The following is a 21,614-nucleotide window of genomic DNA, read 5'->3' on the forward strand; positions in this document are numbered from 1 at the left end:
ATTAAGGCGTCGATGGGGATGATTTTCACAATGGTGAGGCTATGTTGAGGTTCACACCGCCTAAAACGGACTTGCGTACGTTAATCACCCTGCTGGCGGTGGCCAGTATTGCGATCACGCTTGCCAATTCTCGGCGGGTGCAGCGTGAAGTATTGATCAACAACACGCTGGAAGCGAACCGGGTTTACGCCACCAAGCTGGCTTCAACGACGGAGCTTTTTTTCCAGCTGGCTAAGTAACGGATTCAATGATGAGCGCATGCTGCAGGACGAAGTAGATCGCTTGCGCGAGCAAACCAACAGTTTTAACTCGGTAGCGATCGCCGATGCCAACGGCTGGGTGCGCGCCATCTCCCCGGAAACGCTGATGCTGAAGGGGATGCGGCTCAACTCATCTGCGGCAAAGCAGGCGCTGGCAGAACGCAGGCCGCTGATCGGTCGACCCGGCCTGTCTACCGCCAGGAATCTGCTGGTATTTATCTCGTGGCCTGTCTGGTCGAAAGACGGCAGCTATCTTGGCTACGTGGGGGATCAGTCTATCTGAAAAAGAGAAGTATTCTTAACGACCTCCTGGGAGCACAGTTCTTTCGGGACGGCTCATCTCTGTATGTCGTCGACAGTGAAAATCAGCTGCTGTATCACCAGAATAGTCATCTGCTGGGGCAAACCGTTAACCCGCTAATCACACAGCAACAGCGAGAACAGGCCAGTAACGGCCAGTATCAGGTTGTGACGTCAGAGGGGGAAGCGATGCTGGCGGGTTATGCCGTGGTTCCCTCAACGGGCTGGACGATTATTTCGATTAAACCGACCGCCGCAACGCTGGTGCCGTTGAACAGCCTGCTGTTGCAGGTGCTGGAACATTCGGTGCCGTTTGCCCTGCTAACGGTTCTCCTCGCGCTGATCCTCGCACGACGTATCGCTCTGCCCCTGTGGCAGCTGGCGCGTAAAGCCAGCCGGATGGATACGCAAAATGTCTCAAAAGAGATCGATGGCATCCGCTCCTGGTACTACGAGTCTTCACAGATTAAGCGGGCGATGCTGGCAGGAATTGCGCTGTTGCATGACAAAATCGGCCGTCTGAGAAGTGAAGCTCAGACTGACCCGATGACCGGGCTGCTTAACCGCCGTGGGTTAGATGCGGTACTGGACTATTTTTTCTCTACCAAACAGCCCTTCGCGGTACTGGCGTTGGATATCGATCGCTTCAAAAGTGTCAACGACGCTTTCGGCCATGCTGCAGGCGACACGGTGATCAAAACGGTGGCGCATCAGCTGGAATTGGGAGCCAGACAAGCCGACGTTCTCTGTCGTAACGGCGGGGAAGAGTTTCTGATGCTCTTGCCCGGAGCGGACCGTGACCGGGCGCTGATGGTGGCTGAAAGAGTGCGTAAGCGTATTGAGCAGCTCCGCATGGAAGCGGCAGGAAATGTGACTATCTCCATCGGCATCTCTTTCTGGTCGTCTGACAGCGGGGAGGACATGCATTGCGCTTTCGGGCAGGCGGTCGAAGCGCTTTATCGGGCAAAAAATGCCGGACGTAACTGCGTCGTCGTCGCGAAAAACGCTCTGCAGCCGTCCGCAGTGGTCAATAAATCCTCGCACGAATAGGCTGTGTATTCATGCTCTTCTGGTCAATACAGCGACCCGCAGGCCGTTGCCTGTTAGCCCCCAGCTGCTGCGCTGGCGGCCCGGATCGCGCTGTCCGACCACAGGATTTACGCCGTTTTCAGGTAGTCGATAACCATATCGTGGTGATTGCTGGTTTTGAAGTTATCGAAGACTTTCTCAACGTTGCCATCGGCATCAATCAAGAAGCTGGTGCGGTGGATGCCGTCATAGGTCTTGCCCATAAAGGTTTTTTCGCCCCAGATGCCAAACTGTTCGCTGACCTGGTGATCTTCATCTGACAGTAAAGTGAAGTTCAACAACTCTTTTTCGACGAAGCGCGACAGCTTTTCCGGTTTATCAGTGCTGATACCCAGTACTTCTACGCCGGCTTGTTTCAGCTCTTCCATACTATCGCGCAGACCGCAGGCCTGCACGGTGCAGCCCGGCGTCATGGCTTTCGGGTAAAAATAGACCAGAACGCGCTGCCCCTGGAAGTCGGTTAAATTTATTTGTTCACCATCCTGATCGGGCAAACTAAATTTCGGTGCTGTATCACCGGCTTTCAGTGGATTCATTACGACTCTCCGTTAGACATGATTATGCGAGGGGTAAACTCAGACGCTTTGCTCATCTCAGGCACGAAGCGCGTTACGCGCCGTGGTGAGAAACAGCTTTAATAGTGCCTTGAGCCTGAAGTTCTGTACACAGGCGTTTGAACGCTTGTTCAATAAATGAGGCATCCTGGCAGGCGGGGCTGTGTGCGGTAATCTGAATATAGAGCAACGGCGGCTGATTTCCTTGTGCCGGCTGCGTGCGTGAAACCAGCTCCGCAATATTCATCTGATGCGAATCAAACAGATCGGTAAAACGCTCAACGATATGCGGCGAATCAGTAACCTCAACCTGCACCCATACCGTGGCGGGCATCGGTTGAGGCAGGCTGGCGCGGGTACGCTTCATCACGATCAGCAGCTCCAGCTCAGCCCCCTTCAGCGGTAGCGTCGACTCAATCAGCGTTATCGCGTTCCAGCTGCCGGACAGCAGCATAATAAAACTGAACTCTTCGCCAAGCATAGCGAGACGGCTATCTTCAATATTGCACCCGCAGCTGCTGACATGGCGAGTAATGGTATTAACAATCCCGGGACGGTCAACCCCAAGCGCGGTGATAACCAGATGGTGTTGCGATGACTGCGGCAAAATCAAGCTTCCTGTCTAAATACTAATAACTGTAAGGTAAACATAAAAAAAACTGCTGACAAGCATATAGGTCGACCTGTGCACTTGCTTTTATTGCACGGTCAAACGTACCATGAAGCACTTGTTTGTCGAGGGGATGACTAATGTTCACGGGAAGTATTGTTGCGCTCGTTACACCGATGGATGACAAAGGAAATGTCTGCCGTGCGAGCCTGAAAAAACTGATCGATTATCATGTTGCCAGCGGAACTGCGGCAATTGTTTCTGTAGGAACGACCGGCGAGTCAGCTACCCTGAACCACGATGAACACGGTGATGTGGTTCTGTTAACGCTGGAACTGGCAGATGGCCGCATTCCGGTGATTGCCGGCACCGGTGCTAATGCCACCGCTGAAGGCGTCTGCTTGACCAAACGCTTTGAAAATTCAGGCGTTGTCGGTTGTCTGACCGTTACCCCTTATTACAACCGTCCGACGCAGGAAGGATTGTATCAGCACTTCAAAATCATCGCGGAAAGCACCGAACTGCCGCAAATGTTATACAACGTTCCTTCGCGTACCGGTACCGATTTACTGCCGGAAACCGTTGGCCGCCTGGCGAAAATAAAAAATATTATCGGAATCAAAGAGGCGAGCGGGAACTTATCGCGGGTTAGTCAGATCCAACAGCGGGTGAATGATGACTTTGTGCTGATGAGTGGCGATGACGCAACCTCACTGGACTTTATGCAGTTGGGCGGGCAAGGCGTGATATCGGTGACCGCAAACATCGCCGCACGCGAAATGGCCGAACTCTGTGCGCTGGCTCAGCAGGGCAAATTTGCGCAAGCACGCCTCCTGAATCAGCGCCTGATGCATCTGCATCAAAAACTGTTTGTGGAACCGAATCCTATCCCGGTGAAATGGGCCGCGAAACGATTAGGATTAATAGCAACCGATACGCTGCGTCTACCGATGACGCCGCTGACCGATGACGGTTGTTCGGTTGTTGAGCAGGCACTGAAAAACGCCGACCTGCTTTAAATTTAGGGAGAATTAATGGTTTACTCAGTACAAAAGTCCACGGTAGCGAAAGTGGTGGGACTGTCTTTGGTGATGCTGCTAGCAGCCTGTTCTAATGACCAGCGCTACAAGCGTCAGGTGAACGGGGACGAATCTTACCTGCAGGCAGCCGATCTCAGCGATCTGCGCGCTCCAGCGGGCATGATCCTGCCGATACAAAATGGCGACTTTGATATTCCGTCCGTTAACGCTAAAGGACAGGTGGGCAAGCGGCTTGATATTCGTCCACCGGCTCAGACGCTGGCGTTGATGAACGGTACCCGCAGCCAGTTTGCCGGTAACAGCGGTATTCTGCTGATTGACAGCCAAAGCGGCTCCATCTGGTCACGGGTGGTTGACGTAGTTGAGACGGCCAGGTTCCCTGTCGCCGATCGTCAGGATGCGCGCCAAACACTGACCACCGACTGGGTGCAGTGGAACCGTGCAGACGAAGACAATCAGTATCGCGGCCGCTACCAGCTGAGCGTTCAGCAGGAGGGCGGGCAGCAGGCGCTGATGGTGAAGCTGCTTGAACTGCAACAGCAGGATAAAGTGGTCAACTCGCCGGTGCAGATCCAGCGTTACACCGCGCAGATGCTAAACGAAATTAGCGCCGGTCTGGACAAAATTGAAACCCGGCGTGAAGATGCCGCAGCCAGCCGTAGCCCCACGCAGATCGATGTGCAAAGCGGAGCCGATGACACCGGCCTGCCTGATCTGATCCTGCGTGCGCCGTTCAACGTTGTGTGGCAACGTCTGCCGGCCACGCTGAAGCGTATTGGGATGGAAGTCAAAGATAACAACCGTTCGCAGGGTAGCCTGAGCGTGACATATAGCGCACCAGATAGCAGCACCTTCGATGAGCTGGGTGCTAAGGATCCGCAGCTGAAAAATGGCGATTACAAACTTCAGGTCGGCGATCTGAATAACCGTAGCAGCCTGCAGTTCCTCGATCCGAAAGGTCATCCGCTAACCCAGTCGCAAAATGATGCGCTGGTCGCGGTGTTCCAGGCCGCATTTAGCCAGTAAGCCACAAGGCCGGAATAGCTCCGGCCTTTTTTATTTGGCGCTGCGTAAACGATTGCTTCGGTTTTTCATCTGCGGAACATATAATTCCACCAGACAAATTTTAACGGGCTGGCTCTGCCTGCCCGATGGTTATTTACCTGCGGCCTGAATGATGCCGGGTACAGTTCATTATCGTTGGAGTGGAGTTAACAAGATGCAAAAGAAAGCTGAGTTGTATCGCGGCAAAGCGAAAACCGTTTACAGCACCGAAAACCCGGATCTGTTGGTACTCGAATTCCGTAATGATACGTCAGCGCTGGACGGTGAGCGTATCGAGCAGTTTGATCGTAAGGGAATGATTAACAACAAGTTCAATCATTTCATTATGACCAAACTGCAGGAAGCCGGGATCCCAACGCAGATGGAAGCCCTGCTCTCTGATAACGAAGCTCTGGTGAAAAACCTGGATATGGTGCCGGTAGAATGTGTGGTACGTAATCGCGCTGCGGGCTCTCTGGTGAAACGCCTGGGCGTGGAAGAGGGCATGATCCTCAACCCTCCACTGTTTGATCTGTTCCTGAAAGATGATGCTAAACACGATCCGATGGTCAACGAATCCTATTGCGAGACCTTCGGTTGGGTAAGCAAACCGCATCTGGCGCGTATGCAGGAGCTGACTTACCAGGCGAATGACGTACTGAGCAAGCTGTTTGCCGATGCGGGCCTGCTCCTGGTGGACTTCAAACTCGAGTTCGGCCTGTTTAAAGGCGAAGTGGTGTTGGGCGATGAGTTCTCACCGGATGGTGCGCGCCTGTGGGATAAAGACACCCTGAATAAGATGGACAAAGATCGTTATCGCCAGAGCCTGGGTGGGCTGATTGAAGCCTATGAAGAGGTGGCAAATCGCCTGGGCGTGAAGCTGGACTAACGTCATTTTTATTGACCGTCGTCATGAGGCCAGGGAAACCTGGCCTTTTGCGTTATAGCGCGCCGCGCAGCGTTTTCTGGTTTTCCCCACTTCCACTGACTAAAATCGACTAAGCTATCAAAAAATTATTTTCTCAAAGGGGACATTTATGCGTTGGCAAGGACGTCGCGAAAGCGACAATGTGGAAGACCGTCGTGATCAATCAGGCACCGTTGGTGGTGGGCGCATGCGCATTCCCCGTGGTAAAGGCGGCATCGCTCTTCTGATTATCGTGATAGTGGCTGGTTACTACGGCTACGATCTCAGCCCGCTTCTCAGCGGCGGCAGTTCATCGGTCTCACCGCCCACTCAGCAGCAATGGCAGCAAACGTCAGCGAAAGAGGGCGAAGCCGCGCAGTTTACCCGCACCATTTTCGCCATGACCGAAGATACCTGGCAGAAGCTGTTCCAGAAAATGGGTAAAATCTGGCAGGCACCTGTTCTGGTGATGTACCGCAACCAGACGTCAACCGCCTGCGGCAGCGGCCAGTCGGCAATGGGGCCATTCTACTGCCCGGCAGACAGCAAGGTTTATATCGATCTGTCGTTTTACGATGAAATGAAAACCAAACTTGGCGCCGGGGGGGAATTCGCTCAGGGCTACGTTATCGCGCACGAGGTGGCCCACCATGTGCAGCACCTGCTGGGAATAGATCAGAAAGTGCGACAGATGCAGCAGGGGGCAAGCCAGGCCAATGTGAATCAGCTGTCGGTAAAGATGGAGCTACAGGCGGACTGCTTTGCCGGCGTCTGGGGCTACTATATGCAGCAGGAAAAGGTGCTGGAAACCGGCGATCTTGAATCAGCACTTAACGCGGCCGAGGCGATTGGTGACGACCGCCTGCAGCAGCGCAGCCAGGGGCGCGTGGTGCCGGACAGCTTTACTCACGGCACCTCACAGCAGCGCTACAGCTGGTTCAAAAAAGGTTTCGACAGCGGTAATCCTGCTCAATGTAATACCTTTGCTGATTAAACAGCGGTGAGCGATTTGCTTAGGGCGACAGCCCAAATCGAAAGACAGGGCTGGCGTCGTCTGTTGATAATAAGTGGTGATGCGTGCTGGTGCGAACAGCAGGCCGCAGCCTGTATGGCGCAGCTGCCCGGCGACTGGCTGACGGTGGGCGACCGGCCGCTCAGCGTGCTGCACTGTGCTCCACAGGCAATACGCACGCTGCTGGGACGCGAGTTTAAGCATGCGCTGTTTGATGCACGGGGCGGTTTTCATGCTGAAGCGCTGGCGGCGATGGCCGGCACGCTGCGCGCCGGAAGCTGGCTGATACTCCTTGCTCCTGAATGGGCAGAGTGGCCGCTGCGGCCTGATGCCGACTCATTACGCTGGAGCGAATGCGCCAGCCCCCTCCCGGCCACCCTGTTTATTCAACGTTTGCAGCAGCTGTTGCTGGCCGACGAGCGCGTGGTGGTGTGGCGTCAGCACCACGCCTGCACCGTTTCTGAAATTGCCAGTCTCCCATCCTGGCAGGGCGACAACAGTGGTCAGCAGCAGCAGATACTGACTCAGTTGCTGCGCGCCAGGCCGGGCATCTGTGTTGTTACCGCCGCGCGTGGCCGTGGCAAGTCGGCGCTGGCCGGGATGCTGGCCGCCCGCTGGCCGGGGCGCTGCCTGGTGACCGCGCCAGCAAAAGTAGCCACGGACGTGCTGGCGAATTATGCCGGAGAGCGTTTCCGCTTTATTGCCCCCGATCGCCTGCTGGCCGAAGCACGCCAGCACCAGGCAGGTATTGACTGGTTGTTGATTGATGAGGCAGCCGCGATACCGGCCCCGCAATTACAGCAGCTGGTCGCCTTGTTTCCTTATGTATTGCTGACCACTACGGTGCAGGGCTACGAAGGAACCGGGCGTGGATTTATGCTGAAGTTTTGTGCCACGTTGCCGGATGTCACGCGCTATCAGCTGGATTTGCCTTTACGCTACGCTGCGAACGATCCGCTGGAGCAGTTTATCAGCCAGGCACTGTTGTTAGAGGATGCGGTCGCCGTACCCCATTCAGATGCAGTCGTGATACGGTCATTTAAGCAACGTGACTGGGCGCGACATCCTGCCTTTATGACCGCCATCTACCAGCTGTTAACCAGCGCCCACTACCGCACTTCACCCCTCGATCTGCGCCGGATGATGGACGTCCCCGGCATGCACTTCAGCGCCGCCCTGCAGGGGGACAACGTACAGGGCGCGTTGTGGCTGGTGGACGAGGGTGGACTAAGCGCCGAACTTGCCGCCGCCGTCTGGGCAGGTGACCGCCGTCCGCGTGGCAACCTGGTTGCGCAGTCGCTGGCGGCTCATGGCGGCCTGACTGAAGCCGCGCAGCTGCGTTCGCGGCGTATCAGCCGCATTGCGCTGGCACCCGCGCTGCGCGGTCGGGGGATCGGCCAGCAGCTGATTTCCCGCAGCTGTCAGGCGGCGCACGGGCTGGATTTTCTTTCTGTCAGCTTTGGTTTCACCCCCCAGCTGTGGCGATTCTGGCAGCGCTGCGGTTTTCAGCTGGTGCGCTTTGGCAGCCAGCGTGAAGCCAGCAGCGGCTGTTACACGGCAATGGCCATTTACCCGCTTTCAACTGCCGGGCAGCAGCTGGCGGAACGGGCGACACGGCGGCTGGCGCGTGACGGTTACTGGCTGCGCCAGCTGTTGGACCAGGACGATTTGCCGTTGGTCGCGCAGTGCGATGGTCAGCTGACTGAAGATGACTGGCAGGAGCTGGCAGGATTTGCCTGGGCGCAGCGACCGTTCGGGGCCAGCTTCGCGGCATTGGGGCGGCTGGTCAGCCAGGAGGCTTGCCAACTTCCGCTGTTGCACGCCGCACTGCTGGAAGGACAGTCTGCGGCCGTGCTGTGCAGCCGTTTCGCTCTGCCTGGTCGCAAAGCGCTATTAAGCGCCTGGCGGCAAGAGGCACGGCAGGCGTTAATTATGCTGGATCAGCCGCGTGCGTTGCGCTGGCAGCAGTGGGTTAACGGGCTAAACGCAAACTGAAAGAGCTTTAATCTGTTAAATATGTCTGAAAGAGCATATTTGAGGCAGGCAACTAACCCGCCGCCCGTAAGAGCAGAAGGAACGAGAACAAAGGCGGGGAATTTCCACCCTGCCTTTTTTCGTTTCCGGGCAGCGGCGTTCTACAGAATCCGGTAGTCGGTAAGAAGGCGCCACCGTGGATGAATGCCAGAAAGCACAAAACCCCGCTGTTGCGCGGACAGCTAACCTGCTGCGTGGTGAAATGCTTCTTTAACTCTGTGATGGCATAACCGGACGGGCGGATGAGAGGATGAGAGGTAAGGCGGTCGCTGCTCAGTGGCGGCAGCAGCAGCTGTTCCGGGTCGTCGTGCAGGCTTTGCTCGCCCAGCAGGTTATCGGCGGCGTCATACAACAGCTGGCCTTCGGCGTCGTAGCCATCACTGAAAGCGCTGCCCCGCCGCCGGGCGCGAAGGTGCGCATAATCCCCCACGTTATGTTGAACGGACGGNAGCCGGGAGCCTTTCCAAAGCGCAGCGGCGCGTTATCGTCGGCTACCGCCCGAAGGGGGGAGAACGCGATACGCCACAGGTCAGTATTGCGGGCAAGTGGCTGGCGGAGGCGGGATTTGCGGTGGGAACCGGCGTCAGCCTGACGGTGCTGGACGGCTGTCTGCTGCNGATCCCCGACAGCCGCGAGGAGAGGCGGCTGCGAGCAATGGAACAGCAGCTAAAAGCGCAGCAGCAGTGTAAGCATCCCGCATAATGGTGCNATTCACTTTTAGAGATCTTCCGGCATACTGATGATGCCTCCTGAGGAGATCGCTATGCGTAAAATCCGATTCACCGAGCACCAGATCATCGCCGTACTGAAATCAGTCGAAGCTGGCAGGACCGTCAAAGAGGTATGTCGCGAGGCCGCTATTTCCGAAGCCAGCTACTACAACTGGAAGGCGAAATATGGCGGGATGGAAGCCGCTGATATCAAAAAGATCAAAGCTCTTGAGGACGAGAATCGTCGTCTGAAGCAGATGTTTGCCGATCTGAGTCTGGAATGCCGGGCGCTGAAAGACGTCATCGAAAAAAAGCTTTAAANCCAGCGATAAAGCGTGAGCTCGTCAGCTATCTGACCACGCAGTTTGCGATGAGCATACGCCAGGCATGTAGGACGTTATCGCTGAGCAGGACGGTGTTTCGTTATCAACCGGATACGCGACGTGATGAAGCGGTGATCCAGAGGCTGACTGAGGCGGCTGAACGCTACCCCCGCTACGGATTTAAGAAGCTTTTCCAGGTGCTTCGCAGGCAGGNCCACGTCTGGAACCACAAGCGTGTACACCGGATTTACTGTCTGCTAAAACTGAATTTTCGTCGTAAGGGTAAGCAACGCCTGCCGGTGCGTAATCCGGCTCCGCTGGCAACGCCGGAAGCACTGAACCAAAGCTGGTCGATTGATTTTATGCACGACGCGCTGACATGTGGCCGACGTTTCCGGACTTTCAACGTCGTGGATGATTTTAACCGTGAAGCACTGGCTATCGAAATTGACCTGAATATCCCGGCGCAGCGTGTCGTCCGGGTGCTGGACAGGATAGTGGCAAACCGTGGATATCCGCTGAAGATGCGGATGGATAACGGACCGGAACTGATATCTCTGGCTCTGGCGCAATGGGCCGAAGAGCATGGCGTGATGCTGGAATTTATCAAGCCGGGTAAGCCAACACAGAACGCGTTTATAGAAAGGTTTAACCGAACGTACCGGACCGAAATACTGGATTTTTATCTGTTCAGAACACTGAATGAAGCACGGGAAATAACGGAACGCTGGCTGAATGAATACAACAGTGAGCGGCCTCATGAATCCCTGAATAACCTGACGCCGGAAGAGTATCGGCTGATGGCTGAGAAACCGGAAATCTCAAAAAGTGTGTGGAACTAAAATGGGTGTCTTTACAGCAGGAGCTGGAACAGACTAAGCAGCGNATGATCGCCATGCTGGCNTAAAGGGCGGCTGAAGGTAAAAGCCGGAAGGATCGTTGGGGGGATCGCTTCCGGCTTTAACTTAATTACTTTTGTATACCGAAGGTCCAGTAACAGTTACATTTGAGCAAGTTAACTCCATATTAAGGCTATCGCTACTTATAATTATAGTTGTGGCATCACCTATTATTCTAAAATCTATTTTAGCCAGTATATTTGTCGCTAAACCAGTCATAGATAATTCCGAAACACCTATGCAGTAAATCCCCATCCTACAACGATTAAAATCTCGCCCCCATTTTACGGGTGGATTATCTGGCAAGACATCAATAAGATCAAAACTAACAATCACTGTTGGGCCATCTCTTTTTATCTCGATATCAAATATATCAATACTTCCTATTTTTGGTGGATTCACAAAAACGCGTTTCAGTAGTTCATTACAGGGAAGATCTGTCCAATTCATTTTCATCTCTCTAATAACTATAGTGATCAATTGTACCAGCAACACTTCCTGTCCTGGTGTTATCAAATGGCCTTACATTAAAGTGAGGGCCTTGATCTCCTATACCCCCTTGACCAAATTCATGTCCTGCCGAATGATCCTGAATAACTATTTTAGTTCCATCAGAACGGGTATATTGATATTCCCTTGTCCATAACGGTTGTTTCGTTGATGGATGTAATACTGGATTACCATTTCTATCCGTCATTTTCACGCTATTATATTGTTGTACTCTTTGGTTTCTGATATTGAAAATATTACCAGGTTGATTCGATGCGGGTATTCCTGCATCTCTTTTCGCAGCTCTAAGGGCTTCTTTCCTGGAATTGAATTGAGAATTACACTTCGCCAGCCCCAGCGGATCCACCCACCCATACGGATTTGGCGCATANGCATACAGGTTCATCCCTCCCGCCAGCCCCACCGGGTCTTGGGCGCTATCCCGACGGCATCGTACTTTTAAGGCGTCCTCAACCCGCGTGATGACTGGCTCCGGCAGACGGGCAATGCACTTTTTCAGCCGCCGCGTAACCCCGAGACCCCGACGCGCCTTTTTGCCCGCGCACGCTACCGCCAGGCCGTGGCGTCTGCGCCTGCACCGCTGCATCATACCAGCGCTTTACGCTGCTGCAACGCCAGGTAAGGACGGTCATTATCAGGGCGGGTGGACGCGGTGCAGCTCGCTGCGCCGTGGACGGCCGTCTGCCGGGCGCGGGCTGGCGAAGCCCGCAGGCGCTGCGGCGCTCCGGGGCGCGGAAGGTTGAGGGGGCGGTGGTTTTGCATGGCAACACGGACAGGGGCGGGTAGCGGAAGCTGGCCGGAACGGGAACGAGCAAGGAGGAACGACTGCGAGCCGTTACGGACAGACGCAGCCGGGCGGGCATAAAGCCCTGCAAGCGGAGGCCGACAGGCCGACAACTGCCAGGGGGTTGACTGATGGCAACGCCACAGCCAGCGCCGCCAGGGATGGCGGCCCCACCTGATGTACAACGCGGGGGCGCAAGACATAACGTGGATTGTGCGAACCCGAGCCGCCGCGCCCGTGCTGCCCCGCCGCCCGCCGCGAGGGTGCGCATAATCCCCCACGTTATGTTGAACGGACGGAAGCCGGGAACCGGCTCACGGAGAGATGCGCCGCTGAAGCCCGGCGCACGGCCGTTTACCCCCGCGCACGCTGAACGTGATGAAGGCAGATCGCACCAGGGAGGGTGCGCTCTGCCGGACTCCACAACCTGCGGCCTGACAGGATTTGAGCTACCTCTGCTGACCGTCCGGCGACTCCGCTGTAACCTCCGGCGCGGTGTTCTCCGGCTCCGCGCTGTCCGGCTGCTCCGCTAACTTCTCCGTACGCCGCTTCTCCGCCGGATGCGTGTGAGCATGAACCTTCTGCAAGTGACCGATGGCCACCCGNGTATAGATCTGCGTGGTCTCCAGCTTCTCATGCCCCAGTATTGCCTGGATATGCCGCGTATCTGCCCCGTTCTCCAGCATCTGTGTCGCCATCGAGTGGCGGAAGATATGACAGGCTCCCGCCTTTTTCAGGTGCGCACCCTCACGGATGGCACGGCCCGCCATCGCCGTTAAGGTGCTGCGCCCCAGCCCCGTTCCCTTATGGCTGATAAACAGATGTCCGCTGTCGAACCGCTGCGCCAGCCGTGGCCGCACGTCCTTCAGATAGCGCCCCAGCCATATCAGCGCCGTGTGACCGACCGGAACAACCCGATCCCTGCCGCCCTTGCCGCGCCGCACGTTCACCACGCCGCGCACCGCGTCCACATCCGACAGCAGCAGGTTCGCCAGCTCCGTACGCCTGATCCCCGTACTCCACAACAGTTCGAGGATGGCACGATTACGCAACCCCGGCGGCGTGCCCGCGTCCAGGCTCTGCAACACCCGCCGTGTTTCCGCCTCGCTGAACACCTGCGCCGGAAGCCGCCGCTCCTCCTTTGGCAGCGCCAGCAGTTCAGCCGGGTTATACAGGATATGGTGCCGTTGCAGCAGCCAGCGCAGCAGCATCCTTATCGCCGATAACAGGTGCCGCTGCCCGTTTACCGCCAGCAGTGTTCCATCCGCCTTACGGTAGCCGCGAAGATAACGCTGATAGCTTTCCAGCACCGCCAGGCTTACCTGGGGCGCGTACCTTATCCCGCGCGGTTCGCACCAGGCCAGGAACGCCAGCACCCGTTCGCGGTATCCCTGCACCGTGCGCGGGCTGCGTCCGGCGGCGGCAAGGTGCGCCAGCCAGCTTTCTGCCAGCCGGCGCAGCGTCTGACCCTGCCGGCTGATATGGCTTTCTGTTGCGGTGGGGGGATTCGGTCTGGTCATGGCGGCACGTCCTGCGAAGTGGATTGACGATACGATTTTGGCTTGATGGCCGGAACAGTGCTTTTTGCCCCTCCCCGACCGGTTTGGCGTTCAGCCCATGCGTGGTGCGGCCTGAAGCCGTTTTTCCCCACCCGACCGACCGCCGACCGCTGCCCGACCGGAGGCCGACCGTCAGGCTTCTGACCCCGACCGGAGGTGATCGTACTGTGGGTCGATCAGCCCGCACAGGTGCGCCCCGTCCCCGTCTTCCCCGTCGAACAGCAGTTCGTACAGGAACGTCAGACCACGCCGGTGCAGCAGCAGATACTCCATTTCAACCAGCCGCGCCAGGTGGATTTTCAGCTGCGTATCCCCCCAGCGCAGTGCGTCACGCAGCATCCTGCGCGTGAACAACCATTCGTTACGCGGCTGGCCGCACTCCCTTATCCACTCCTGGATCAGCATCAGCAGCCTGCGCGTCTGCGGCGGCATCTCGTCCAGCGTGCGCCCGAGGATCTCATGCGCCAGACGGTTCGCCAGCGCGATGTCTTCCCGCGTCACCTCGATATAGGCCAGCGCTTCGCCGCGATGCGTGACCGTCTTGACCTCGCGCTGGTACTGGTGCAGCAGCGCCACGCTTTGGATCAGCGTCAGATACTTCATATGGTCGCGCCGCGTGCGGGTTTTGTCTGACATAAACGTCAGTCGCGAGGCGTACGGATTAACCACCTTCAGCGGCCTGATCAGCCGCTGCGCGTTCTGGTGCAGCCGCGTGACGTGCGCCTTTTCACTGGTCATCAGCAGTCCTTCCAGCGTCTGCCCGTGGCGCTGCATCGCGTGGATCGCCTCCGTCTGCTCCCGACTTTCGTTCACCGTCAGCACCAGGCAGCGGTTCAGCAGCTCCTCGTCCACGTCGATNGCGGTGGTGGTGAGCATCAGCATCACCGGGCCTTTGACCCTGTACTGCTTCGTCACCAGGTTCCCGGTGGCATCATCCTTGCCGGTGCTGGCGATGGTCAGTTCACCGTCTGACTGCAACAGCTTCAGCGCGTACGCCGCCTGGCGTACCCCTTCTTCTTCCGCTATCGCCAGGATCTTGTGTTGCAGGTTGCTTTCCCCGAGGTAGAACAGGCTCTGTCCGGTCATCGCCGAGTACTGCATCCGCTCCTCTTCCGGCATCAGCCCCAGCACCGCATCCATCAGCGACGACTTGCCAGCCGCCGATGACGACTGGATCAGCACCGCCAGCGGTCGTTCCAGCCTGCGCGAGGTCGCCGCCAGGTAGGCGGCCAGCAGATTGGTGGATTCGCCGACCACGCCACAGGCGGCCAGATCGTCGGTGATTCTGCCACTAAGGTCGGGATCGTTAAGCAGCGCCAGCGCCGCCGCCCGTTCGGCCTCCGTCAGTTCCGGCGCTGTCTCTTCCGGCTGCGGGGCCAGGTTCTCCAGCGCCAGCAGCACTTTTCCCAGCGAACGCCGCACGTCGTCTTCTGCCAGCCCCAGTTCCGTCGCCGCCTGGCGCACGTAACCGCCCCGGCTGCGGGCGCTGATCAGATCCAGCGAGTCGGCGAACGCCGCGCCGCTTTCCCGATCCAGCACCTGAAGGCTGAGCTTCATCACCGCCGCGCCCGGCTTCACCTGAGCCAGCCCGCGCACCCGCCAGCGCTGCGCCCCGAGGCCGATCGTTACTTCGCCTGCCTCACCGCGCTCGACGATAACGCCGGGATCTGAAGGGCTGGCGGCTAAAGCAGGGAGGGTTTCAGGCACAACCATTTCAGGCACCGTCACCGCATCGCGCATCGGCTGCGCCGACCCGGCCAGCAGCCCGAACTCCTGTTCCGGCTCCGCCACCCGGCACAGATAACCGTTGGCGTCCATTCCGGCGGGGAACACGATGCGGAACGTGTCGATCTGCATGGCCGCCAGCTCCGCCGCCAGTCTGACCGCCGCCGCGTTGCCCGCCGCATCGTTATCAAAGGCGATCAGCACCTGTTTTATTTCATGCTGCGCAAAGGCCCGGCGGTGATCGTCGGTAAAGCCATTCACCCCGTACGCCGCCGTCACGTTGCGCTGCCCGGCCACCCAGAACGACATGGCGTCGATCAGCGATTCGCACAGGATCACCGACTTTGANCCGATCAGCGCCTGCTCGTTCCACACCCCGCCGTGCTGCCCCGGCAGATAGAGATGGGCGGGCATGCCGCGCTGCGGCTTGTCGATTTTGCGCCCGTAGACCTCGCGGATCCGGCCGTGCAGATCGGCCACCGGCACCACCAGACAGCCGGTAAAGTGCTCGTGACCGCTTTCACGCATGATGCCCAGTGCCTGAAGCCGCGCGCGGATCGCCGCGCCGTCCTTCAGCTTCTTTGGCGGCAGACGGTAGGCCAGCGTGCGGTTAGCGAAGCCCGGGCGGAACTGCGCCACTAATTCAGGATAGTTAAGGCGGCGCTTCTCAAGGTAAGCGAGGGCCTCCGGCGCGTTCAGCAGCGTCTGGTGATAAAACGCGGTTACCCGCTCCAGCAGCGCCTGCCGCCCGGCTTCGTCGTCGGCGAACACGTCCGGCTGTGCGACCAGCGGCACCAGCGCCGGGTTTTCCCCCAGCTCCGCCCGCAGCCGCTCCACCGCCTTACGCAGACTGAGNTTTTCACTGTGCATCAGCCAGTCCAGCACCGAACCGCCCGCGTCACAGCCGAAGCAGTGATACAGGTTTTTCGCCGGGGAGATGACACAGGAGGGCGTTTTTTCATCGTGGAACGGGCACAGCGNCACCAGATCCTTACCGCGCTTAAACAGCTGCCGCCCCTGCGCCTGCACCACGGCGGCTAAAGAGACGGCGGCTTTCAGGTGCTGTAATTCCGTTTCTGCGATGCGTGCCATGCCACATTCCTCTAAAAAATACGTCAAGGTCATTATTGACCTATAATATACGAGTCAATATAATTCCTTCAAGGGCTAATTTTAAAAGGGCGTTTATCATGTGGGGCAAAGAACTTAACTGGTTTTGTGTATCCATGACTGATTTCGGTAAGCGTCTCGCTGCCCTGCGCAAAGAACGGCAGCTAACACAGATAGAACTGGCTAATTTGCTGGATATCCAGCCCCGTATGCTGGGGCGCTGGGAGCAAGGACAGGTTAAGCCACAGTTTGATTACATCATTAAGTTGGCTCAATTTCTTGAGGTCAGCACTGACTATATGCTTTTAGGAGAAGAAGATACGGCAGCACCCGTTTTTGATATTAAAAACAAGCGGTTAAAAGAGTTGTGTAAACAGGTTGATGGGTTAAAAACGGAAGATCAGGACATGATTTGTCATTTTCTGGATATGGCAATCACACAAGAGAAAGTCAGACAAGCGATCAAGCTAACACGCTGATATTTAACGCGACTGCTACAGGAGGCAACCTGTAACAGCCGCTAACCATAAGCAACTAAACGAGGTAGTTAATCATGGCTGAGCATGATTCTAAGTCAGAACGGGGAATTTCCAAAATGCAGCGGCGCGTTACCGTCGGCTACCGCCCGAAGGGCGGCGAACGCGATACGCCACAGGTCAGCATCACGGGCAAGTGGCTGGCGGAGGCGGGATTTGCGGTGGGAACCGGCGTCAGCCTGACGGTGCTGGACGGCTGTCTGCTGCTGATCCCCGACAGCCGCGAGGAGAGGCGGCTGCGGGCAATGGAGCAGCAGCTGAAGGCACAGCAGCAGGAGCTGGAACAGACTAAGCAGCGAATGATCGCCATGCTGGCGTGAAGGGTGGCTGAAGGTAAAAAGCCGGAAGGATCTGTGGGGATCGCTTCCGGCTTTAATTTAATCCTTAGTTGGTATCCAAATAATTATCTACAGATTTTTCTATTTTGTCTAAAACATCTGTTATTGGATTAAGATAATCGCTATACATTTCCGCATAGCGACGAGCAAAGCCTCTTAATGGATTATTGACCAGATCATTACCCAACACTTTTCCCTTCAATTTTTTTAAATCATCAATAAATACTTTTAAACCGCTTTTACCTTCACTATTCATTGAAGCCTCTACATAATTAGAGGCTTTATCAATTTCAGACAAAAGTTCATTTTTATCCACAATTTAAATTCCTGTTATAAAAATCTGACATCACTTATCCAACTTGTAGGATAGCCATGTGGTAACAATATTTGGTCAGCCCCTCCCTGGAGTTTTGCACCAGAGAGCATAACTTGCTGTTCAACCTTGCCGACCTGAAGGATTGTTCCTTTAGGTACAGTAATAGTAGCTTCAAACTGTCGCGTATTTTTCCATTCTGGTAAAAGTGCCGAATCAATTTTGGCTTGTATTTTATTCAACGCTGGTGATGTACTAACAAATGATCCGTCTATTTTCGCATTACCACCGAACACACGATATAAATTCACTTCATCAGTTGTTCTTACCGTTTTATATTCGCCATTCTTGAAAGAATCTTTAATCCAATCAGGTAAATTAGCCTTATCGACTTCTTTATATTTTCCTTCCAGTGCACACTTACTTAACCCCAGCGGATCAACCCACCCATACGGATTCGGCGCATAAGCATACAGGTTCATCCCTCCCGCCAGCCCCACCGGGTCCTGGGTCGTGAATCTTCCTACATCAGGCTCGTAAAAACGGAACAGATTATAGTGCAGTCCGCTCTCGTTGTCCTGGTACTGCCCGGCGTAGCGCAGCGGCTGGTCATAGACCGGCCCGGTGCGCTGTGCTGCCCCGGCGACCGTCTGGCCCAGCAGTTTGCCGAAGGTGTCGTANTGTCCCGACCAGCGCAGATTGNCNNNTGCGTCGGTGACCTCCAGCGGCGCGCTGTTGAGGTCGGCGTTCAGCCAGTAAATATCGGCCTGCTCAGCGTCACCCGCCTGTTCGATGGCCGCCAGCGGCGTCCACGGGCTGGCCGGGTCGTAGCTCCAGGTGCGGCGCGTGCCGTTGCCGCGCTGCTCCTGCAGCAGCCGGTAGCCCTGCCACAGGAAGCGCGTGGTCTGCGGCGCTTTAGCCGCGAAGGTGACCTCCTTGCGGCTGCGCCTGCCCAGCGCGTCATAGTGATACCGCGCGCTGAATTCGCCCTGCGGACCGAAGCCGCGCGCGNGTATCAGGCGGTTGTCGGCGTCGTAGGTGTAATGCTGTTCGTTGACGCCGTGGCGGCGGCTGACCAGATTGCCCCAGACGTCGTAGCGGTAGAACAGCCGCTGCCAGTGCGGCAGGCGGTTGCTGCTCAGCGGCGGCGGCGGCGGCTGTNCCGGGTCGTCGTGCGGGCTTTGCCCGCCCAGCAGGTTATCGGCGGCGTCATACAGCAGCCGGTTGCCAACCCTGCCGGACTTCAGCTCGCGGTGCTGCAACAGNCGGCCTTCGGCGTCGTAGCCGTAGTGCACCTCGCCGCGCAGCGCATCGCTGANGCCCGCCAGCTCGCCGCGCCCGGTATAGCGGAANGCCCGCCACAGAATACCGTCCTCCGGCCGGGTTATCTTCCCGTCACTGAAGGCGCTGCTCTGCCAGCTGCGCCTGCCCAGCGCATCGTAGCGCCGCTGCTGGTGCAGCGCGCCCTGGCTGCGCCCGGTTTCGCGGTGCAGGCGGTCACGGGTAAATTCACTGACCCGCTGCCGGTTGAACTTCAGCGCGCTGACGTGGCCGGAGCCGTAGTGCAGCCACTGCAGGCTGTCGCCCTGCGGCAGCGTCAGCGCCTGCAGGTTAGNCAGCGCGTCCCACTGGTAGTGCAGCCCGCCGTTCACGCCGCGCTCGCACAGCAGGTTGCCCGCCCGGTCGTACTGCAGCTCAATGCGGTCCGCTTCAATCCCCGCCTCCGCCCCGGCGGCGGTGGGGGTACGCGTGAGCNGGCTCAGCCTGCCGGCGGCATCGTAGTGATACTGCCATTCGGCGCTGTCGTTGCCGCGCCATGCCGGGCGACCCGCCCCGTCAAAGCGGAAGCGGTGCAGGCGGTGCGCGGGCGGCGCAAGGCTGTTCTGCGGGCCGGTTTCCCGGTGTTCGGCCAGCTGGCCGTCCGGGCCGTAGCGGTACAGGTGGTCGGTGTTGTCCGGACGCCGTTCGGCGGTGATGCGCCCGGCGGCATCGTGGCTGAANTGATACTCGCCGCCGTTGCCGTTCTCCAGCCGCGTCAGCCAGCCGCGCGGGTTGTAGTGCCAGTTTCGCGTGCGGTTGATGCGGTCGGTGATGCTGACCGGCTGGCCCAGCAGGTTGTAGCGCCAGTGCGTCTCGCTGCCGGGCGGNTCCTGATGCCGCACCAGCTGCCCGCGTTCGTTCCAGGTGAAATGCTCTTCGCTGCCGTCCGCGTGGTGCAGGGTGTGCAGGCGACCGGCGGCATCCCGGCGGTAGCGGGTCACGTTGCCTTCCGCATCGGTACGGTCGGTGAGCTGGCCGAAAACGTCATAGCCATAGGCGGTGACGCTGCCGGAACAGTCGGTATGGCGCGTCAGCAGCCCCCGGCCGTTCCACTCAAGCTGCACCACGCCGCCGGAGGCNTCGGTGATGCGCGCCGGCAGGCTCTCTTCTTCGTCCGGGTAGTGGTAAAGCGTGGTGTTTTCTGCCGCGTCAGTCTGTTTAATCAGGCGCCCCTGGCGGTCCCATGACCGGCTCTCGCGGCTGCCGTCGGGGTGGGTGACACAGACCAGCCGGTCGCTGTTACGCTGGTACTGGTAAAGGGTTTTGCGCCCGGTCGGGTCGGTTTCGCTCAGCAGTCGCCCGTAGCGGTCCCACTCGCTCTGACGCTGGCCGCCGTCCGGCAGCAGCACGCTGCACAGCTCGCCGCGGGCGTAGACAAACGCCAGCCGGCGGCCGTCAAAGTCGGTGAACTGCGCCACGCTGTCGTCGTCGTCCAGCTGCCACCACGCCTGCATGCCGTCGTCGCGCACCGCCCGGCGCGTGCCGCCGCTAAAGTCGTAGTGCAGCGCCAGCTCTTCCCCGGCGCTGTGCCGCCAGCCGGTGACGCGCGGCAGGCCGTCAATCTCCTGCCACAGATATTCGTTCAGCAGCCCGTTGGCGTCCTGGTGGCTGGCCATCAGCCCGTCGCGCCAGCTGAAGCGGCGCGTCACCTCGCCGGCGCGGTTGCGCACGGTGACAAGCTGCCCCTCGTCGTCATAATCGTAGCTGACCAGCGTGCNCTCCCCGTCCGGGGTGTGCAGCAGCACCGCGCTCAGGCGGTCATGCCCGGCGGCGCGGGTCAGATAGCGGCAGCTCAGGCGCTGACCGGCGCTGTCCACCAGTTCGCTCAGCCGTCCCTGCTCATCGTAAAACAGCGAGGTGGCGTTNCCGCCGGCGTCCGTCAGCATGTGCAGCCGGGCGGGATGCTTACCCTCGGGCGGCGGATAGTGCCAGACCTGTTCACTGACGTCGGACACCTGCCAGCTGCCGTCGGCATTGTGCATCAGCCAGCATTTTTCCGCTTCGCACCAGCTTTTGCGGCCGCGTGGCACCATCGGGAACGGGACAAAGTCACCGGACGGCGCGCGCCACACCAGGCCGTCATCATAATGCTGCAGGCGGCTTTCCCAGAACAGGCTCCAGCCGCGCCCCAGCACGCTTTCCGCCGGGTTGCCGCTGCGCCAGTAGCGCTGCCATTCGACCGGCAGACGTGAGGGCAGCACGAAGTCCAGCTCGTCGTCGCCGGAGAGAAANTTCTGCCCGCTGATGATATCCACCGGGCGGGCGATGATGCCCGCTGCGGCGCTGGCGGTCATCAGGGTGCCGAAGCGGCAGGCCACCTGCGCAAGCTTACTGATGCCGGGCAGCCTGCTCAGCAGTTTACCCAGCCTGCCAGCCTTACCGGCCGCGCCGCCGGCACCGCCGAGCAGCCCGGTAAACAGCAGCGTCAGGTCAGAGGCCTTGNAGGCCCACTCCGGCACTTCGGGTTTTATCGCCAGCGTGGTGGCGGTGCCGCCGCCGATGTGCACGCTGGGCGAGCCGGCCATCACCGTGGCACCGCAGTTGGTTTTGTCGCCGACGCGGGAAGCGGGCTGGCCGTTGATAAACACCCGGTCGGAGCCTTGCGCCATCTGCATCGACGGCCCGTCCTTATCGCAG

General features: G+C 58.2%; 19 protein-coding genes and 1 pseudogene. 10 read left to right on the forward strand and 10 right to left on the reverse strand.

Features of this window, described 5'->3' with window-relative positions; translation table 11 throughout:
• Positions 1-41: 41 nt before the first annotated feature.
• A pseudogene (locus EPYR_RS05600) lies at positions 42-1,610 on the forward strand (sensor domain-containing diguanylate cyclase).
• Positions 1,611-1,717: 107 nt separating this feature from the next.
• Here the strand turns inward: EPYR_RS05600 and bcp are convergent.
• Both bcp and EPYR_RS05610 read right to left on the reverse strand, forming a co-directional pair.
• The gene (bcp, locus tag EPYR_RS05605; RefSeq protein WP_012667438.1) at positions 1,718-2,185 is read right to left on the reverse strand and encodes a thioredoxin-dependent thiol peroxidase; all 468 of its coding nucleotides are present in this window, start codon (positions 2,183-2,185) and stop codon (positions 1,718-1,720) included.
• A 73-nt stretch (positions 2,186-2,258) separates the two neighbouring features.
• Complete coding sequence (locus EPYR_RS05610; protein WP_012667439.1) at positions 2,259-2,810, reverse strand: glycine cleavage system transcriptional repressor; 552 nt, start codon at positions 2,808-2,810, stop codon at positions 2,259-2,261.
• A 143-nt stretch (positions 2,811-2,953) separates the two neighbouring features.
• Here EPYR_RS05610 and dapA point away from each other — a divergent pair, with 143 nt between their 5' ends.
• The 5 genes from dapA to EPYR_RS05635 all read left to right on the forward strand — a co-directional run bounded on the left by dapA (position 2,954) and on the right by EPYR_RS05635 (position 8,811).
• Positions 2,954-3,832, forward strand: coding sequence for a 4-hydroxy-tetrahydrodipicolinate synthase (dapA, locus tag EPYR_RS05615; RefSeq protein WP_012667440.1), 879 nt, complete (start codon positions 2,954-2,956; stop codon positions 3,830-3,832).
• 15 nt (positions 3,833-3,847) lie between these two features.
• A complete protein-coding gene (gene bamC / locus EPYR_RS05620) occupies positions 3,848-4,879 on the forward strand; it encodes an outer membrane protein assembly factor BamC (protein WP_012667441.1) in 1,032 nt (343 codons plus the stop codon).
• A 193-nt stretch (positions 4,880-5,072) separates the two neighbouring features.
• Positions 5,073-5,786, forward strand: a complete 714-nt coding sequence (gene purC / locus EPYR_RS05625) for a phosphoribosylaminoimidazolesuccinocarboxamide synthase (RefSeq protein WP_012667442.1) — start codon at positions 5,073-5,075, stop codon at positions 5,784-5,786.
• A gap of 148 nt (positions 5,787-5,934) precedes the next feature.
• On the forward strand, positions 5,935-6,798 hold the full coding sequence (gene ypfJ, locus EPYR_RS05630; RefSeq protein WP_012667443.1) for a KPN_02809 family neutral zinc metallopeptidase: 864 nt from the start codon (positions 5,935-5,937) through the stop codon (positions 6,796-6,798).
• Positions 6,799-6,804: 6 nt separating this feature from the next.
• Positions 6,805-8,811 carry a tRNA(Met) cytidine acetyltransferase TmcA gene (locus EPYR_RS05635; protein WP_012667444.1) on the forward strand — a complete coding sequence of 669 codons (2,007 nt, stop codon included), beginning with the start codon at positions 6,805-6,807 and terminating at the stop codon, positions 8,809-8,811.
• Positions 8,812-8,863: 52 nt separating this feature from the next.
• On the opposite strand, the gene EPYR_RS05640 is transcribed toward EPYR_RS05635, so the two are convergent.
• A complete protein-coding gene (locus EPYR_RS05640; RefSeq protein ID WP_014538693.1) occupies positions 8,864-9,280 on the reverse strand; it encodes a hypothetical protein in 417 nt (138 codons plus the stop codon).
• 53 nt (positions 9,281-9,333) lie between these two features.
• Between EPYR_RS05640 and EPYR_RS05645 the strand changes: the two genes are divergently transcribed.
• Positions 9,334-9,552, forward strand: a complete 219-nt coding sequence (locus EPYR_RS05645; protein ID WP_041474167.1) for a SymE family type I addiction module toxin — start codon at positions 9,334-9,336, stop codon at positions 9,550-9,552.
• A 61-nt stretch (positions 9,553-9,613) separates the two neighbouring features.
• Positions 9,614-10,725 (forward strand): IS3 family transposase gene (locus EPYR_RS05655; RefSeq protein ID WP_148217828.1). Its coding sequence is split into 2 segments (ribosomal slippage): positions 9,614-9,875 and positions 9,875-10,725, totalling 1,113 coding nucleotides; the frame shifts between segments, so codons are not numbered across the junction.
• 123 nt (positions 10,726-10,848) lie between these two features.
• On the opposite strand, the gene EPYR_RS18975 is transcribed toward EPYR_RS05655, so the two are convergent.
• From EPYR_RS18975 to EPYR_RS05670, 5 genes are all read right to left on the reverse strand, one after another.
• Positions 10,849-11,277, reverse strand: a complete 429-nt coding sequence (locus tag EPYR_RS18975) for an immunity 50 family protein (protein WP_226060711.1) — start codon at positions 11,275-11,277, stop codon at positions 10,849-10,851.
• Complete coding sequence (locus EPYR_RS18980) at positions 11,243-11,881, reverse strand: HNH/endonuclease VII fold putative polymorphic toxin (protein WP_462486256.1); 639 nt, start codon at positions 11,879-11,881, stop codon at positions 11,243-11,245. Before EPYR_RS18980 ends, EPYR_RS18975 begins: the two co-directional genes overlap by 35 nt.
• Positions 11,878-12,279, reverse strand: coding sequence for a hypothetical protein (locus EPYR_RS20875; RefSeq protein WP_197525171.1), 402 nt, complete (start codon positions 12,277-12,279; stop codon positions 11,878-11,880). The genes EPYR_RS18980 and EPYR_RS20875 overlap by 4 nt, the downstream gene beginning before the upstream one ends.
• 246 nt (positions 12,280-12,525) lie before the next feature.
• Complete coding sequence (gene xerC, locus EPYR_RS05665) at positions 12,526-13,596, reverse strand: site-specific tyrosine recombinase XerC (RefSeq protein ID WP_012667450.1); 1,071 nt, start codon at positions 13,594-13,596, stop codon at positions 12,526-12,528.
• Positions 13,597-13,767: 171 nt separating this feature from the next.
• Positions 13,768-16,452, reverse strand: coding sequence for a CHC2 zinc finger domain-containing protein (locus tag EPYR_RS05670; RefSeq protein ID WP_014539498.1), 2,685 nt, complete (start codon positions 16,450-16,452; stop codon positions 13,768-13,770).
• A 98-nt stretch (positions 16,453-16,550) separates the two neighbouring features.
• On the opposite strand from EPYR_RS05670, the gene EPYR_RS05675 reads away from it, so the two are divergent.
• Together EPYR_RS05675 and EPYR_RS05680 are read left to right on the forward strand one after the other, a co-directional pair.
• Positions 16,551-16,949, forward strand: a complete 399-nt coding sequence (locus EPYR_RS05675; RefSeq protein ID WP_012667452.1) for a helix-turn-helix domain-containing protein — start codon at positions 16,551-16,553, stop codon at positions 16,947-16,949.
• A gap of 74 nt (positions 16,950-17,023) precedes the next feature.
• Positions 17,024-17,326 (forward strand): SymE family type I addiction module toxin, encoded by a 303-nt coding sequence (locus EPYR_RS05680; protein WP_012667453.1) that lies wholly within the window; start codon positions 17,024-17,026, stop codon positions 17,324-17,326.
• A gap of 64 nt (positions 17,327-17,390) precedes the next feature.
• On the opposite strand, the gene EPYR_RS05685 is transcribed toward EPYR_RS05680, so the two are convergent.
• Together EPYR_RS05685 and EPYR_RS05690 are read right to left on the reverse strand one after the other, a co-directional pair.
• A complete protein-coding gene (locus EPYR_RS05685; protein ID WP_012667454.1) occupies positions 17,391-17,660 on the reverse strand; it encodes a hypothetical protein in 270 nt (89 codons plus the stop codon).
• Positions 17,661-17,674: 14 nt separating this feature from the next.
• On the reverse strand, positions 17,675-21,614 hold a 3,940-nt coding region (locus EPYR_RS05690), incomplete at its 5' end, for an RHS repeat-associated core domain-containing protein (RefSeq protein ID WP_041474169.1).

Origin of the sequence: Erwinia pyrifoliae DSM 12163 (assembly GCF_000026985.1) — a bacterium.
Taxonomy (GTDB): Bacteria; Pseudomonadota; Gammaproteobacteria; order Enterobacterales; family Enterobacteriaceae; genus Erwinia; species Erwinia pyrifoliae.

Excerpts from the sequence above, each read along its gene's own strand:
- dapA (WP_012667440.1), top strand. The coding sequence starts at position 2,954 with ATGTTCACGGGAAGTATTGTTGCGCTCGTTACACCGATGGATGACAAA.
- EPYR_RS05675 (WP_012667452.1), top strand. The coding sequence starts at position 16,551 with ATGTGGGGCAAAGAACTTAACTGGTTTTGTGTATCCATGACTGATTTC.
- EPYR_RS20875 (WP_197525171.1), bottom strand. The coding sequence starts at position 12,279 with ATGTCTTGCGCCCCCGCGTTGTACATCAGGTGGGGCCGCCATCCCTGG.
- bcp (WP_012667438.1), bottom strand. The coding sequence starts at position 2,185 with ATGAATCCACTGAAAGCCGGTGATACAGCACCGAAATTTAGTTTGCCC.
- EPYR_RS05680 (WP_012667453.1), top strand. The coding sequence starts at position 17,024 with ATGGCTGAGCATGATTCTAAGTCAGAACGGGGAATTTCCAAAATGCAG.
- purC (WP_012667442.1), top strand. The coding sequence starts at position 5,073 with ATGCAAAAGAAAGCTGAGTTGTATCGCGGCAAAGCGAAAACCGTTTAC.
- ypfJ (WP_012667443.1), top strand. The coding sequence starts at position 5,935 with ATGCGTTGGCAAGGACGTCGCGAAAGCGACAATGTGGAAGACCGTCGT.
- bamC (WP_012667441.1), top strand. The coding sequence starts at position 3,848 with ATGGTTTACTCAGTACAAAAGTCCACGGTAGCGAAAGTGGTGGGACTG.